General features: G+C 73.7%; 14 protein-coding genes. 4 read left to right on the top strand and 10 right to left on the bottom strand.

The features are described from left to right. Positions 1-17: 17 nt before the first annotated feature. Positions 18-1,349 carry an aminotransferase class I/II-fold pyridoxal phosphate-dependent enzyme gene (locus ACFWYW_RS06980; RefSeq protein ID WP_379611716.1) on the bottom strand — a complete coding sequence of 444 codons (1,332 nt, stop codon included), beginning with the start codon at positions 1,347-1,349 and terminating at the stop codon, positions 18-20. Positions 1,350-1,386: 37 nt separating this feature from the next. Here ACFWYW_RS06980 and ACFWYW_RS06985 point away from each other — a divergent pair, with 37 nt between their 5' ends. Next, positions 1,387-2,013 carry an FMN-binding negative transcriptional regulator gene (locus ACFWYW_RS06985; RefSeq protein WP_379611715.1) on the top strand — a complete coding sequence of 209 codons (627 nt, stop codon included), beginning with the start codon at positions 1,387-1,389 and terminating at the stop codon, positions 2,011-2,013. 40 nt (positions 2,014-2,053) lie between these two features. Here ACFWYW_RS06985 and ACFWYW_RS06990 read toward each other — a convergent pair whose 3' ends face one another. Next, a complete protein-coding gene (locus ACFWYW_RS06990) occupies positions 2,054-2,569 on the bottom strand; it encodes a hypothetical protein (protein ID WP_379611713.1) in 516 nt (171 codons plus the stop codon). A gap of 137 nt (positions 2,570-2,706) precedes the next feature. Between ACFWYW_RS06990 and ACFWYW_RS06995 the strand changes: the two genes are divergently transcribed. Continuing rightward, positions 2,707-3,372, top strand: a complete 666-nt coding sequence (locus ACFWYW_RS06995) for a sensor domain-containing protein (protein ID WP_379611711.1) — start codon at positions 2,707-2,709, stop codon at positions 3,370-3,372. A 149-nt stretch (positions 3,373-3,521) separates the two neighbouring features. On the opposite strand, the gene ACFWYW_RS07000 is transcribed toward ACFWYW_RS06995, so the two are convergent. Continuing rightward, positions 3,522-4,397, bottom strand: a complete 876-nt coding sequence (locus ACFWYW_RS07000; RefSeq protein WP_379611710.1) for an AraC family transcriptional regulator — start codon at positions 4,395-4,397, stop codon at positions 3,522-3,524. An 84-nt stretch (positions 4,398-4,481) separates the two neighbouring features. Here ACFWYW_RS07000 and ACFWYW_RS07005 point away from each other — a divergent pair, with 84 nt between their 5' ends. Next, positions 4,482-5,372: a phytanoyl-CoA dioxygenase family protein gene (locus tag ACFWYW_RS07005; protein ID WP_379611709.1), complete on the top strand. Its 891-nt coding sequence runs from the start codon at positions 4,482-4,484 to the stop codon at positions 5,370-5,372. A gap of 7 nt (positions 5,373-5,379) precedes the next feature. Here ACFWYW_RS07005 and ACFWYW_RS07010 read toward each other — a convergent pair whose 3' ends face one another. The 4 genes from ACFWYW_RS07010 to ACFWYW_RS07025 form a co-directional block, all read right to left on the bottom strand. After that, positions 5,380-6,837, bottom strand: a complete 1,458-nt coding sequence (locus ACFWYW_RS07010; RefSeq protein ID WP_379611708.1) for a serine hydrolase domain-containing protein — start codon at positions 6,835-6,837, stop codon at positions 5,380-5,382. Positions 6,838-6,872: 35 nt separating this feature from the next. Beyond that, the gene (locus ACFWYW_RS07015) at positions 6,873-7,565 is read right to left on the bottom strand and encodes a response regulator (protein ID WP_379611707.1); all 693 of its coding nucleotides are present in this window, start codon (positions 7,563-7,565) and stop codon (positions 6,873-6,875) included. Next, on the bottom strand, positions 7,562-8,722 hold the full coding sequence (locus ACFWYW_RS07020) for a sensor histidine kinase (RefSeq protein WP_379611706.1): 1,161 nt from the start codon (positions 8,720-8,722) through the stop codon (positions 7,562-7,564). Before ACFWYW_RS07020 ends, ACFWYW_RS07015 begins: the two co-directional genes overlap by 4 nt. Positions 8,723-8,830: 108 nt before the next feature. After that, positions 8,831-9,394: a TetR/AcrR family transcriptional regulator gene (locus tag ACFWYW_RS07025; RefSeq protein ID WP_379611705.1), complete on the bottom strand. Its 564-nt coding sequence runs from the start codon at positions 9,392-9,394 to the stop codon at positions 8,831-8,833. Positions 9,395-9,481: 87 nt separating this feature from the next. Here ACFWYW_RS07025 and ACFWYW_RS07030 point away from each other — a divergent pair, with 87 nt between their 5' ends. Beyond that, complete coding sequence (locus ACFWYW_RS07030; RefSeq protein ID WP_379611704.1) at positions 9,482-10,333, top strand: NAD(P)-dependent oxidoreductase; 852 nt, start codon at positions 9,482-9,484, stop codon at positions 10,331-10,333. Between the two features lie 316 nt (positions 10,334-10,649). On the opposite strand, the gene ACFWYW_RS07035 is transcribed toward ACFWYW_RS07030, so the two are convergent. The 3 genes from ACFWYW_RS07035 to ACFWYW_RS07045 are packed head-to-tail and all read right to left on the bottom strand — an operon-like array spanning position 10,650 to position 13,182. After that, a complete protein-coding gene (locus ACFWYW_RS07035) occupies positions 10,650-12,113 on the bottom strand; it encodes a cation acetate symporter (protein WP_379611703.1) in 1,464 nt (487 codons plus the stop codon). Further along, a complete protein-coding gene (locus tag ACFWYW_RS07040; protein WP_379611702.1) occupies positions 12,110-12,448 on the bottom strand; it encodes a hypothetical protein in 339 nt (112 codons plus the stop codon). The genes ACFWYW_RS07035 and ACFWYW_RS07040 overlap by 4 nt, the downstream gene beginning before the upstream one ends. After that, positions 12,445-13,182: a LytR/AlgR family response regulator transcription factor gene (locus tag ACFWYW_RS07045; protein ID WP_379611701.1), complete on the bottom strand. Its 738-nt coding sequence runs from the start codon at positions 13,180-13,182 to the stop codon at positions 12,445-12,447. Before ACFWYW_RS07045 ends, ACFWYW_RS07040 begins: the two co-directional genes overlap by 4 nt. Positions 13,183-13,186: the final 4 nt, after the last annotated feature.

Below are 13,186 nucleotides of genomic sequence, written 5' to 3' on the forward strand. Positions count from 1 at the left end.
GGCCGGGGGAGGGCAGCTCAGCCGTAACGGCCCTGTATGGTGGGTTGGACGGCGGCGGCGAGGGCGGACGCCACGGTGGGGATCTCCTCCGGCGCCAGCGAGGCCACCGTGACGCGGATCGCGGGCGGGGTGGCGAGGCGGTTGCGGGCCCCGGGGGCGGCGGCCCAGCCGCGGGCGAGCAGGCCGGTGATGGCGGTGGTCTCGTCGGCGACGGGGATCCAGACGTTGAGGCCGCTGCGGCCGTGTGCGGGGATGCCGTACCCGGCCAGGGCGGTGATGAGGGCCTGGCGGCGCGCGGTGTAGGCGGCCGCGACCCTCGGGGTGGAGACGGCGCCGGTCTGCCAGAGGTGGGCGACGGTGCGCTGCAGGAGGTGGCTGACCCAGCCCGCGGCCAGCCGCTGGCGGCCGCGCAGGCGGTCGACCGTCTGGGCGTCGCCGGTGACGACGGCCAGGCGCAGGTCGGGGCCGTGGGACTTGGCGGTGGAGCGGGTCAGGATCCAGTGGGCGGTGGTCCCGGTCAGCGTGTGGATGGGCAGGTTCGCCAGTCCCGCGGCGTGGTCGTCCTCGATGAGCAGGACCTGCGGGTACGCCGCCAGGAGGGGGCGCAGGGCGGCGGCGCGCCCGGCCGATATGGCGGCTCCGGTGGGGTTCTGGGCGCGGGCGGTGACGATGACCGCCCGTACGCCCGCGGCCAGGGCGCGCTCCAGCCCGGCGGCGCCGGGGCCGTCGTCGTCGACCGGCACCGGGACCGGGCGCAGGCCCAGGGCGGTGACGAGGTCGAGGGCGGGCGACCAGCCGGGGTCCTCCACGGCCACGGCGTCGCCCGGCCGCAGGCGCATGGTCAGCACGCGCTCCACCGCGTCCAGCGTGCCCGAGGTGACGGCCGGGCGGGCGGCGTCGCGGATGCCGTCGGCTTCGAAGGCCGCGGCGGCGTGGGCCACGAGGTCGGGGAGGTCGGCGGTGCCGTACAGGGCGGGGCCGGCGGCGTGGGCGCGGGCGGCGGCGGCCAGGGCCTCGGTGAGGTCGGGCAGCAGCGCGGGGTCGGGGTTGCCGCGCGACAGGTCGCGGACGCCGGGCGGGACGTGGATGCGGATGTCCTCGCGGGCGGTGCTGGCCGGGCGGGGCCGGACGCGCGAGCCGCGGCGGCCGGCGGTCTCCACGATGCCGCGCTCGCGCAGGAGGCGGTAGGCGGCGGCGGCGGTGTTGGCGTTGACGCCGGTCCTGGCGGCGAGCTCACGCACCGTCGGGAGGGCCGCGCCGGGCGCGAGCGCGCCCTCGGCCACGGCCGCCTCGATGCCGGCGGCGATCTCGCTGGCCGTCCCGCCGGCAAACGTGTAGCTTACTAGCACAAAGTCTATTTTGTATTAGTACAAAGGGATTTTCAAGATGCTGATCCATCCTTGGGACGCCGCCCGCGGCGAGGACGAGTGGCACGAGTGGCTGCGCGGGCGCGACTTCGGCCTGCTGGCGGCCAACGGGGTGGACGGCGGGCCGCCGGTGGTCGTCCCCTCGCACTTCCTGTTCGACGGCGGGCGGGAGGTACGCCTGCACCTGGCCAGGCCGAACCCGATCTGGGCGGCGCTGGAGGCCGACCCGCAGGTGACGCTGACCGTCGCCGACGACTACGCCTACATCCCCTCCACCTGGCGCGCCCCCGTGGACGGCGTGCCGACCAGCTACTACGCCGCCGTCCAGCTCATCTGCCGGGCCGAGATCCTGGACGGGCGGGAGGACAAGGCCGAGATCCTGCGCCGCCAGCTCGCCCACCACCAGCCCGGCGGCGGCCACGGCACGATGTCGGCGACCGAGGGGCCGTACCACAAGATGCTCTCGGCCATCCGCGGCCTGCGGCTGGAGGTCGTCGAGGCGCGGGCGAAGTTCAAGTACGACAGCCACAAGCCGGCCGAGCTCCGGGAGCGGGTGGCCGGCCACCTCGCCGCCCGTGACCAGGTCCGCGACGCCGGGGCACGGGCCCAGGTGCTACGCCGCCTCGCCGCCGGGGCGGGCGGCTGAGCCGTACCTCAGCTGGTGGGGCCGGCGGCTGAGCCGTACCTCATCCGGCGACGGGACGGCGGCGCGCGACGGGCAGGAGCGTGCGGTCGGCACCCCTGGTCGCCCAGAGGGCGACCGCGATGAACAGCACCTGCTCGGGCGTGCGGAACCACAGCGGCGTGGCCTCGTCACCGGCGAACGAGACCCCCGCCAGCGCCGCGTGGACGTTGGCCGGGAACATCGCCACGAACAGCGCCGCGAGCGCGAACCCGGCCGCCCAGCGGGTACGGGCGAGCACGAGCCCGGCGGCCCCGAGCAGTTCCAGCACCCCGGTCAGGTAGACGACGGCGCTCGGGAACGGGACGAACGGCGGCACCATCGCCACCATGTCGGCGTGTCCGGGCATCGGCAGCGGCGAACCCGCGGGCACGAAGTGCGCACTCGCGGTGACCACGAGCAGCACGGCCATCCCGTGCGCCGCGCTGACCGGCCACGACGCGAACCTGCCCACTCCGAGCGCCCCCAGCAGGCGGAATCCCAGCACGGCGACCACGAGCACGATGACGGTGAGAAACATGACCCCTCCACGTGGATAGCGATTCATTAGATAGTACAGCTATCTAATGAACTTTGCCAAGGGTAGGGACAGCCCTACCCCCACGACGCCGGTACGCAGGGTCGTCGCGCCCCCGCCCGCTCCGTAGCGTCTTTGCCATGAGAACCCTCCAGCACCGCATCACCACCGACACCCGCTATGTCCTGACCGGCTTCCCGGTCACCGTCATCGCCTTCGTCCTGGTCGTCGTGGGTGTGGCGGCAGGTCTGGGCGGCGCCGTGGCCTTCGTCGGCCTCCCGGTGCTCGCCGCGACCGCGTTCCTGGCCAGGAAGTTCGCCGACGCCGAGCGGGCCGCCCTGCCCGGCGTCGTCGGCCGGCCGTTGGCTCGGCCCGAGTACCCGGCCGCCCCGGCGGGCGCGGGCTGGTTCCGCCGCACGATGACCCCGATCGCGAACGGCCAGGCCTTCCTCGACCTGCTGCACGCGATCGTGGCGCTGCCGTTCGCGATCGTCTCCTTCGTCCTGACGGCCGTGTGGTGGACCGGCGCGATCGCCGGGCTGACCTTCCCGATCTACGGCTGGGCGCTGGCCAAGATCCCCGGGCTCGACGGCGGCCTGCCGGCGCTGCTCGGGCTGGGTGACGGCGACGGCGTCTTCGTCGCCTTCAACACCGCGGCCGGCCTGCTGTTCGCGCTGACGCTCCCGGCGGCCGTGCGGATCGCGGCGATGATCAAGGCGAACCTGGCCGAGGCCCTGCTCACCCGTCCGGCCCCGCAGCCGCAGGCGGTCCGCCGCTCCTACGAGGAGAGCGTGCTCGCCGCGTGAGCGCTCTTCCCGGCCGTCGCCGCATCACGCGGCGGCGGCCCTTGTCCTTGCCGCCGGTTCCTCAACACTCGGCATCGCCGGGGTGTCAGAGGGGGCGGCCCGTGGGGGGTGCGAGCCGAGGCGTGGGTCCATGCGGCATCGGCGTACCGTCAGGCGGGCCGGGGGCGGGCGTCCTCCGGCGGGGACTGCTCACGGAAGGCCTGCTCGCGGAAGGCCGTCGGTGACATTCCCGCCCGCTGGGTGAACACGCGGGTGAAGTAGGCGTGGCCGGCGTACCCGACCCTGCGGGCGATGGCGCCCACGGGCAGGTCGGTGTCGGCGAGCATCACCTTCGCACGGTCCAGGCGGTGCCGGGTGAGGTAGCCGATCGGGGTGTCCCCGGTGACGGCGCGGACCGCCGCGATCAGCGTGTCACGCGAAACGGCCAGTTCCCGGGCCACCTCGCCGATCCGCACCGGGCGCTCCAGATCGGCGGTGAGCAGCGCGATCGCCCGGTGGCCCAGCGGCGAGGCGGGCGCCCGGTCCGCCGGGAGCCCGCGTCCCGGGCCGACGGCGTGGATCACCGTGTGGAGCGCCGCGCCGAGTTCGACGTGGTCGGGCAGGGTGGTGGCCCGTCCGGCCAGCTCGACCAGCCGGGCCATCGCCGCCTCCACCGCGGCGGGGTCGGCCACCTCCACGGCCGCCACTCCCCCGCCGAGGTAGCCGAGGTTCTCGTAGCCGCCGGCGCCCGGTCCTTCGAACAGCACCCAGTGCTCGTCCCAGGTCCCGCCCGAGGGCCCGTACGTGTGCCGGACTCCGGGTGGGAGCCAGAAGAAGGTGCCGGGCCCGACCCGGTGCCGTCCGGGGCGGTCGTGCAGGACGAGATGCCCGGTGCCCGCCGTGACCAGGACCCCGGCGTACCCCGTCAGCGCCTGCCGGGGCCGGGGCCGGCCCTGGCCCAGGATGGTGCCGGCTCCGGTGACGGCCAGGCCGAGGGCTCTGACGCCCTCGGGCGGGGTCCGGTAGTGGGCGATCTGCTCCGGCACCCCCACCCACCTCCCGACAAAAGTGCAAACGGATCCGGAAACACTGCATACCATGGCGGCCGCCCGTGCCCTGAACATGGGGTCATGTTCCGCACCGCGACCGCACCGGTATCGACAGATGTCCTGACCTCCAACGGCCACCGGCTCGACCCGAGCCCGCGGCGGCTCGGCCGGCTCGAGCCCGTCCGCCCCGCCGAACGCCACGACCGGGCCGCGTTGCGGCACCGGCTGGCCCGCGACGGCTACCTGTTCCTGCCGGGTTTCCTCGATCGTGCGGAGATCCTGGAGTTCCGCCGCTACTACTTCGCGGCCCTGGAGGGGACGGGCGTCACCGAGCCGGGCAGCGACCCCCGGCTCGGCAGGGCCGGCCGCGGCGAGCTCGACCGCGCGGCGATGCGCCGCGCGCTGTTTCGCGACATCGTCCCCGGCGCCGAGTACGAGGCGTTGTGCCGCCACCCCCGGATCGCCGGCTTCTACCGGTGGCTGCTGGACACCGAGGAGGTGCACCTGCACCGCAGGAAGCTGATCCGGCACATCGGACCGGGCGAGACGGGTGTCGGCACCGCCACCCAGGCCCACTACGACCTGGTCTACCTGCGCGAGGGCACCGACAAGGTGCTGTCGTCGTGGATTCCGCTCGGTGACTGCCCCGTCGAGCGCGGGCCGCTCATCTATCTGGAGGGCAGTCACCACCGCGTCCTCGCCGAGGAGGCCGCGGGCACGCTCCGGCGTCCCGCCGCCTCGATCACCGCGGACCTGCCCGCGCTGGCCGAGGAGTACGACGCCCGCTGGCTCGTCACCGGCTTCCGGGCCGGCGACATGATGGTGCACGGCGCGCACCTCATCCACGCCTCCCTGGACAACGTCGACCCGGCGGGAATGGTCCGCCTGTCCACCGACATCCGCTACCAGTCGGCCACCGAGGTCGTCGACCCGCGCTGGCAGAACCACTGGGACGCCGACGACGGGCTCTAGGCTCCGGTCAGGTGTTCGCCATCGCCGGCCGTACCGCTGAGGAGGCCGCCCGAACGGCGCGGCGGTAGCGCAGGAGGCGGCGGCCGAGCGCGACCGCCCCGAGCACGCAGCAGACCAGGCCGAAGATCGCCAGCAGCGGCAGCAGCCAGACGGTGACGATCCAGTACTGGAGGTTGACCGCCCCCCAGACCAGCATCGGCAGCAGCGCGCCCGCCACGATCACCAGGGCGAGGGGCACGAGCCGCAGGACCAGCAACGGCCGGCGCGCCAGGCGGCGGCGCGAGGCCCAGCGGCGCGCCCGGACGATCGCGGTGATCAGCAGCGCGGCCATCACCACCGTGAGCCCGAGCAGGACGGCGTTCACGACGGTCAGCGGGTTGCTCATCGGCGTCGCCGGGGCCCCGATCCGTTCGGCGAGAAGGTTGGCCGAGAGCACGCCGGGATCGCCGGCGCTGTTGGTGAGGACGAGGGCGGCCTTGCCGGTCTTGGGCGAGAAGACCATGTCCCCGGTCCACGTGGCCAGCGTTCCGCCGTGGCCGATCACCGACGGCGGGGCGCCTGCCGCGACGGGGCGCGACTGCCAGCCGAGGGCGTAGTGGCCGGCCTTCGGCTGGACGGTGTGCAGCTCGGCCAGGGAGGCGGCGCTCAGCAGGCCGGCCCCGAAGGTTCCCTGGTTGAACCGGACCCAGCGCACCATGTCGTCCAGGGTCGAGATCACCCCGCCGTTGCCGGCGCACGTCCCCGGCATCTCCGGCGCCGCGACGGCGACCCCCAGCACGACCTGGTACGCGGACGGCAGCCCCTCGGCGGCGTCGGAACACCCCAGCGTCGAGCTGGTGGCGGTCATGCCCAGCGGCGTGAACAACTCGGCGTGCAGGAAGGAGCCGAAGGACCTGCCCGACACCACCTCGACGATCCTCGCCGCGATCGAGTAGTTGGTGTTGTGGTACTCCGGGCGGGTGCCCGGATCGGCGGCCAGCCGCTTGCCGGCCAGCCTGGACACGATCTCCCGCGGGCTACGCGGCGGAGGGAACACGTACTCGTTGTTCGTGCTGTTCGACAGCCCCGAGGTGTGGCTGAGGAGCTGACGCACGGTGATCCCGGTGAAGCGCGGGTCGGCCATCGTGAAGCCGGGCAGGAGCTTGACGACCGGGTCGTTCAGGGAGAGGCGGTCGTCGTCGGCCAGCAGCATGATCGCGGCGGCCGTCATCGACTTGCTCATCGACGCGATCCGGAACCGGGTCCGCGCCGACACCGCGTTGCCGTCCCCGTCCCTGCCGCGGACGATCGTCTCGACCGACGACCCGTCGATCACGGCCGCGGCGACGCCCGGCGTGCCGTAGACCGAGCGGTAGTCGTCGACCAGCCGTTCGGCGGTGGCGTGGGCCGGTGCCGTCCAGCCGAGCAGCACGGCGACGAGCACACCGCAGAAGGCGAGCATGGAGGACACCCGAGGAAAACGCACGACGTCGAACCTAGATCGGGCGCCTCCGGCGGGCCTCACCCCGAGGGGTGAATCCCGTGCCGCCCTTCAGGATGGAATTCGTGGCGGGCGACGAGCCCGTTCTCGTAGGCGTGGATCACCGCGTGCACGCGGTCGCGCAGGTCCAGTTTCTGCAGGACGGCGCGGACGTGGGACTTCACGGTGTTCTCGCTCAGCACCAGTTCCGCGCAGATCTCGCTGTTGGACCTGCCGCGGGCCAGCAGGCCGAAGATCTCGACCTCGCGCGGGGTGAGGCCGGCCAGGGCCTTCGCCCTTCGCATCGGCACCTGCCGTACGAGATCGAGGATCGTCGCGGCCACCCCCGGGGCCAGCGCCGACGTCCCGGAGGCGACGTCGCACACGGCCTGGGCCAGGGCGGCGGGGCGGACGTCCTTGGTCAGGTAGCCGCTCGCGCCGGCCCGGATGGCGGCCACGACCAGTTCGTCGTCGTCGAACGTCGTCAGCATGAGCACCCGGGTCTCCGGTGCGATCCTGACGATCTCCGCGGTGGCGGCGACCCCGTCCATGCGGGGCATGCGGATGTCCATCAGCACCACGTCGAGGCGGTGGCGCCGGACGACCTCGATCGCTTCGGCGCCGTTCCCGACGTCGTGGGTGACCTCGATGCGCTCGTCGGCCGACAGCACCGTGCGGAGCGAGGCCCGCAGCAACTCCTGGTCGTCGACGAGCATGACGCGGATCCCCGTCATACCCCCTCCTTCGTGGGGAGCCGCGCCCGCAGCACCCATCCGTCGTCCCCGGCGCCGATCGACAGGGTGCCGCCGGCGGTACGCACACGTTCCTCGATCCCCAGCAGGCCGGTCCCCTGGCCGCCGGTGTCGCGACGCGCCCTGCCGCCGTCGTCGCGCACCTCCACCGTCACCTCGGCCGGGCTCCAGCGCAGGTGAACGGTCACCTTGACCGGTGGTTCGAGGTGGCGCAGCGCGTTGGTGATGCCCTCCTGCACGGTACGGACCGCCGCGACCTCGGCGCTCAGGCTCAGCGGCCGTCGCTCGCCCGCCTCGGCGAACGTCACCGCGTGGAGCGGGCTCGCCGCCGAGGCCACGAGGTCGGGGAGGGCGTCGAGCGAGATCGGGGCCTGCCCGCGCGGCGCCGCGGTGGCCGGGCCCAAGGTGGCCAGCATCGCCCGCAGGCCCTGGTGGGCGTCCCGGCCGGCCTCGGCGATGTCGCCGAGCTCGCTGCGGGTCGCCGGATCCGCCGTCGTCACCGCCGCTGCCTCGATCCGGGCGACCATGACGGTGACCGTGTGGGCGATCACGTCGTGCAGGTCGCGGCGGATGCTGGCCCGTTCGTCCGCGACCGCCGCGGCCAGCCGTTCGCTCTCGGCTCGGCGGCGTGACTCGTGCCTGCGGCGTACCAGAAGGGCCGCGAGCCACACACCGCCGACCACGAGCATCAGCAGCCCGCCCTCGGACAGGCGCGTCCACCCGGGAACGCCAGAGGGCAGCCGGGACCACGCCACCAGCTCGTTGAGAACGATCCCGAGCGCGGCGACGGCCAACGCGAGCACCGAGGACCTGACCGGAACCTGGCCGGTCAGCCGCCACAACGTCAGGGGGAAGAACACGGCCGAGGGCAGCATGACCGGTGACCAGCCCGGGAAGGGCAGCAGCACCAGGACGAGCATGCCCAGCGCGCCGATCGCATACCCCGCCCACGGCCGCCGGCGGGCCTCCAGCGCTCCCCCATGGAGCAGGACGGCGGCGCCCGCCGCGGCGAGGGTCTGCCACAGGTCCGCGCCGAAGTACCGGGCGGCCGCCAGGACGATCACTGTCAGGAGAGCCAGGACCACGTGCGCCGCCACCGTCGTCGCCGGCCATGTGCTCCGGCGCTGGGCGGCTGTCACGGTCGCCGCCTCCCGGTGGGCTCGTGGTGGGGAGCCGTACCTGGCTCGACGTGCCACAGGATAGCCAGCGGCGGGCGGTCCCACCGCCACGAACCCGCCGATGAGCTCTCAGCGGTAGGACGCGATGAGCCGGGCCAGGTGGCGGCCCGCGATGCGCAGGGGCTCCTCGCTCTCGGCGACCTGCGCGGCCATCTCGGCCCCCTCCAGCGTGCTGATCACCGTGTGCGCGAGCTCGTGGGCGACGTCCTCGGGGAAGCCGCTACGGCGCAGCTTGCCGCCGACCAGCTCCCGCCAGGCGGCGAACTCCTCCTCCGCGGCCCGCTGGATCTCGGGTGCCCTGCCGGTGCTCTCCAGCGCGGTGATGACGATGGGGCAGCCGTCCAGCCATTGGGAGGCGCGCAGCCCCTCCGCCAGCTCGTCGGCGCAGGCGGCGATCGCCACGGCCGGGTCGTCCTCGCGCTCCAGCGCCTCCCGCAGCATGCCGGCGAACTCCTGGCCGCCGTGCCGCAGGGCCGCGATCGCCAGCTCGCTCTTGCCTCCGGGGAAGAAGTGGTAGACCGAGCCGAGCGTGGCCTCGGCCTCCTGGGAGATCTGCTTGAGGCCCGTGGCCGCGTACCCCTGCCGCTGCATCAGGCGGGCGGTCGAGCGGACGATGCGCTCCTTGGTCTTCATGACTCCGCATTCTATTGGATAGAGCGTTCATTCTAGTGCCGTGCTACAGTCCGTCGCTAGATAGAACGTTCATTCTAGGGAGTACGCATGTCCGTCACCGTCATCGGCCTCGGCCCCATGGGCCACGCGATGGCCGCCGCCTACCTGGACAAGGGCTACGACGTCACCGTCTGGAACCGCACCGCCCGCAAGGCAGGCGACCTGGTCGCCCGCGGGGCGCGCCTGGCCCCGAGCGTGGAGGCGGCGCTCCGGGCCAACGAGCTCGTGGTGCTGAGCCTGACCGGCTACGACGCCGTCTACGCCGTACTGGAGCAGGCGCCGGAGGCGCTGGCCGGCCGTACCGTGGTCAATCTGACCTCCGACACGCCCGACCAGGCGCGGACGGCGGCCGAGTGGGTGGCCGGGCACGGCGGAACGCAGATCACCGGGGGCGTGCAGACGCCGCCACCCGGCATCGGCGCGCCCGGCACCTCGACGTACTACAGCGGCCCCGCCGGCGCCGTGGAAACCCACCGGGCCGCCCTCGAAGCGCTGACCGGGATCGACTACCTGGGCGAGGACCCCGGCCTGGCCGCCCTGTACTACCAGATCGGCATCGACATGTTCTGGACCGGGCTCGTGGGCTACCTGCACGGGCAGACGGTGGCGCGGGCGTACGGCGTTTCGGCGCGGCAGTTCCGGGAGCATGCGGTCAAGTCGATGGACTTCCGGTACTTCGTGGAGCTCTACGCGCCCCGGATCGACGCGGGCGACCACTCCGGGGACATGGAGAACCTGGGGATGGCGGCGGCGAGCCTGGAACACGTGGTGCGCACGGCCGAGGCCGCGGGGGTGGACGTCGCGATCCCGCGGGCCATGCTGGACACCTTCCGCCGCGGCATCGCGGCCGGTCACGGCCAGGACAGTCTCACCCGCCTCGCCGACGTCCTGCGGGGGTGATGTGAGGGGGCGCCCGCTCGCGCGATCCGGCCGCCCCCGTTAGGCCGGATCGCGGTCCGTTTTCCGCGGCTCAGCGGGCGCCCCTCCACATTCCGGCCGCGGGCCCCACCCCCCGGTCGAGGGCCCGACCGCCGTGGTGACCTCGTGGTCACCGGTGAATCCGCCACATCAGGCCTGTGTGAGCCTTCCGGCTCGTCCCCCCCGATGCGGCGGTGCGGCTTCGATGCGGGCAACACTACGGTTGCGATCTTGTGGGCGAAACCCCGTTTACGGACAGCTCGTTGAACGGTCTGTAGTCATCGATATACGGAGCGTGTCAAGAGGCTGAACGGTCACCCTCGCGCGACGAACGGTCGATCAAGGGGCCCGCAGCCGGCTCGGGAAGGTGCATCCGCGCCATCATCGCCGCCACCCCGGCCGGGATCCGACCGGGCGTGAGCAGGGAAATCATGACCATCACGGCGAAAGCCAGCGGCACGCCGGCGGCCGGCGGGACGAAGGGCTTCACGCCCACCCATTCCAGCCCCACAAGCACCGCCGTCAAGCCCCCGCCCGTCGCGAACCCCGCGACGGCGCCCGGCGCGGTCAGGCGCCGCCACCAGATGCCCAGCACCAGCAGCGGGCAGAACGTGGCCGCCGACAGGCTGAAGGCGGCGAGCACCAGCTCCACCGACCCGACGGGGACGGTCGTCGCGGTCAGCACCAGGGCGGCCACCGTCACCCCGGCCAGCGAGGTACGGAACGAGCGCACCCCGGGCCGCGCCACACAGGCCGACACCGCCCCCGACACCGCCCCGAGCACCCCGCACGACGTCGCGAGGAACGCCGCGAAGGCGCCCGCCGACAGCACCCCGGTCAGCATGTTCCCGACGACCCCGGGCAGCATCCGGGACGGCAGCAGCAGCACGACCTCCTCGCCCCCCGCCCCGGGAAAATGCACATGCGCGAGAATTCCATATAAGGGAGGCACCACGGCGAACACCCCGAGTAACACCTGCGCCGCCACGATCGCCCGGCGCGCCCCGCGCCCGTCCGGGGCGGCGTAGACCCGGACCACGACGTGCGGCAGCCCCATGGTCCCGAGCGCGCAGGCCAGCAACACCGTCAGCACGCCGGGCAACGACTGGTCGCCAGAGCCGTACCCGCCGGAAAGGCCTTCCACGGGCACCTGGCCGCAATGCCACGTGCACCACAACGCCAGCCCCACGCCGAGGAAGGCGACCAGCTTCACCCAGAACTGCGAGGCCTGCACGCTCGTGACGCTGCCCATGCCACCGGCCAGCGCCACGCAGGCGGCGGTGCCGGCGACCGCCGCCCAGCCGGCCCACGGGGGCAGCCCGGTCAGCAGCCGCGTGACGACCCCGGCCGCCTGGAACTGCGCCACGAGGAACAACAACCCGATCCCCAGCACCCAGCACGTGGTGAAGCGCCGCAGCCGCGCCGAGCCCAGCCGCCATTCGGCGAAGTCGGGCAGCGTGAACGTCCCGGACCTGCGCAGCGGCGCGACCACCAGCGCCAGCACCACCACGAACCCCGCCGCCGCCCCCACCGGGTACCACAGCATCGGCGCCCCGTGCGTGGCGATGAGCCCGGCCAGCCCCAGGCAGACGGCGGCCCCGGTGAACTCGGCGCCGATGGCCGCGCCGTTGCGCCACGGCCGCACCGCCCGCGCCGCCACGTAGAACTCCGTCACGCTGAGGTAGCGGCGCGGCCGCACGGTGCCCACCGTCACGGCGAGGACGAGCACGACGGCGATCCCGGCCAGCGCCGCGACGGTCACGGTCCCGCTCGTTCGGCCTGTTCGGCATGCCGCAGATGGCGTACGGCCAGCAGTACCCACACCGGCTGGACCCCCACCGACAGCGCCACCCACCAGCGCACGTCGGTGAACCCGGCGGCCAGCACCGGCGCCCCGACCAGCACGGCCAGCCCGGCCCCCGCGGTGACGGCGCCCGCCGAGAGCTGGCGGCGCATGGCCGCCCGCGTCTCGGCGTCTCGGGAGGTGTCGCGCGAGGCGTCGCGGGAGAGGCCGCGGGAGACGTCGGCGGGCGGCGCCGGATCCAGGCGCCCGACCGCCGCTGGACGCCGCTCGACCAGCACGCGGCGCACGGTCACTGCGCGCTCCGATGCTGGTTGACGAGCTGCTCGCGCACCTGCCTGGTGTGGCGGCGGCTGACGGGCAGCGTCTCGGTGCCGACGGTGAGCATCACCTTGCCGCCCTCGAAGCGCAGCTCGCTGACGTGGCGGGCGGAGACGAGCGTGCTGCGGTGCACGCGGATGAAGCCGGCCCCGGCCCAGCGGCGTTCGAGCGCGGCCAGGGGCATGCGCACGAGGTAGCTGCCGTCGACGGTGTGCAGCCGCACGTAGTCGCCCTTGGCCTCGGCGAACCAGACGGCCTGCTGCGGCACGAACCGGGTACGCCCGCCCAGCTCCACCGGGATGACGTCGTCGGGCCCGCAGTCGTCGGGCGGCGCGGAGACCGCCTCCAGCCTGCGCACGGCCTCGGCCAGCCGGTCGGCGCGCACCGGTTTGAGCAGGTAGTCGACGGCCTGCAGCTCGAAGGCCTGCACGGCGCAGTCGTCGTGCGCGGTGACGAACACCAGGCGGGGCGGGCTGGGGAACCCGCCGATGAGCCGGGCCAGGTCGAGCCCGTCGAGGCCGGGCATGCGGATGTCGAGGAAGACCCCGTCCAGCCGCTCCCCCGCACCGATCATCTGCACCATGTCCTGCAGCGCCGAGACCCCGTCGGCTGCGGTGAGGACCTGCTCCACCCTGCTGTCCCGGCGCAGCAGGTAGGCCAGCTCTTCCAGAGCCGGCACCTCGTCGTCAACGGCCAGAACGCGTAGCATGCCG

Source organism: Nonomuraea sp. NPDC059023 (genome assembly GCF_042740095.1).
Taxonomy (GTDB): Bacteria; Actinomycetota; Actinomycetes; order Streptosporangiales; family Streptosporangiaceae; genus Nonomuraea.

What these genes read in the sequence shown, in the direction of transcription:
- ACFWYW_RS06985 (WP_379611715.1), top strand. Translation starts at nt 1,387, where the DNA reads ATGCTGATCCATCCTTGGGACGCCGCCCGCGGCGAGGACGAGTGGCAC.
- ACFWYW_RS06990 (WP_379611713.1), bottom strand. Translation starts at nt 2,569, where the DNA reads ATGTTTCTCACCGTCATCGTGCTCGTGGTCGCCGTGCTGGGATTCCGC.
- ACFWYW_RS06995 (WP_379611711.1), top strand. Translation starts at nt 2,707, where the DNA reads ATGAGAACCCTCCAGCACCGCATCACCACCGACACCCGCTATGTCCTG.
- ACFWYW_RS07005 (WP_379611709.1), top strand. Translation starts at nt 4,482, where the DNA reads ATGTTCCGCACCGCGACCGCACCGGTATCGACAGATGTCCTGACCTCC.
- ACFWYW_RS07015 (WP_379611707.1), bottom strand. Translation starts at nt 7,565, where the DNA reads ATGACGGGGATCCGCGTCATGCTCGTCGACGACCAGGAGTTGCTGCGG.
- ACFWYW_RS07025 (WP_379611705.1), bottom strand. Translation starts at nt 9,394, where the DNA reads ATGAAGACCAAGGAGCGCATCGTCCGCTCGACCGCCCGCCTGATGCAG.
- ACFWYW_RS07030 (WP_379611704.1), top strand. Translation starts at nt 9,482, where the DNA reads ATGTCCGTCACCGTCATCGGCCTCGGCCCCATGGGCCACGCGATGGCC.
- ACFWYW_RS07045 (WP_379611701.1), bottom strand. Translation starts at nt 13,182, where the DNA reads ATGCTACGCGTTCTGGCCGTTGACGACGAGGTGCCGGCTCTGGAAGAG.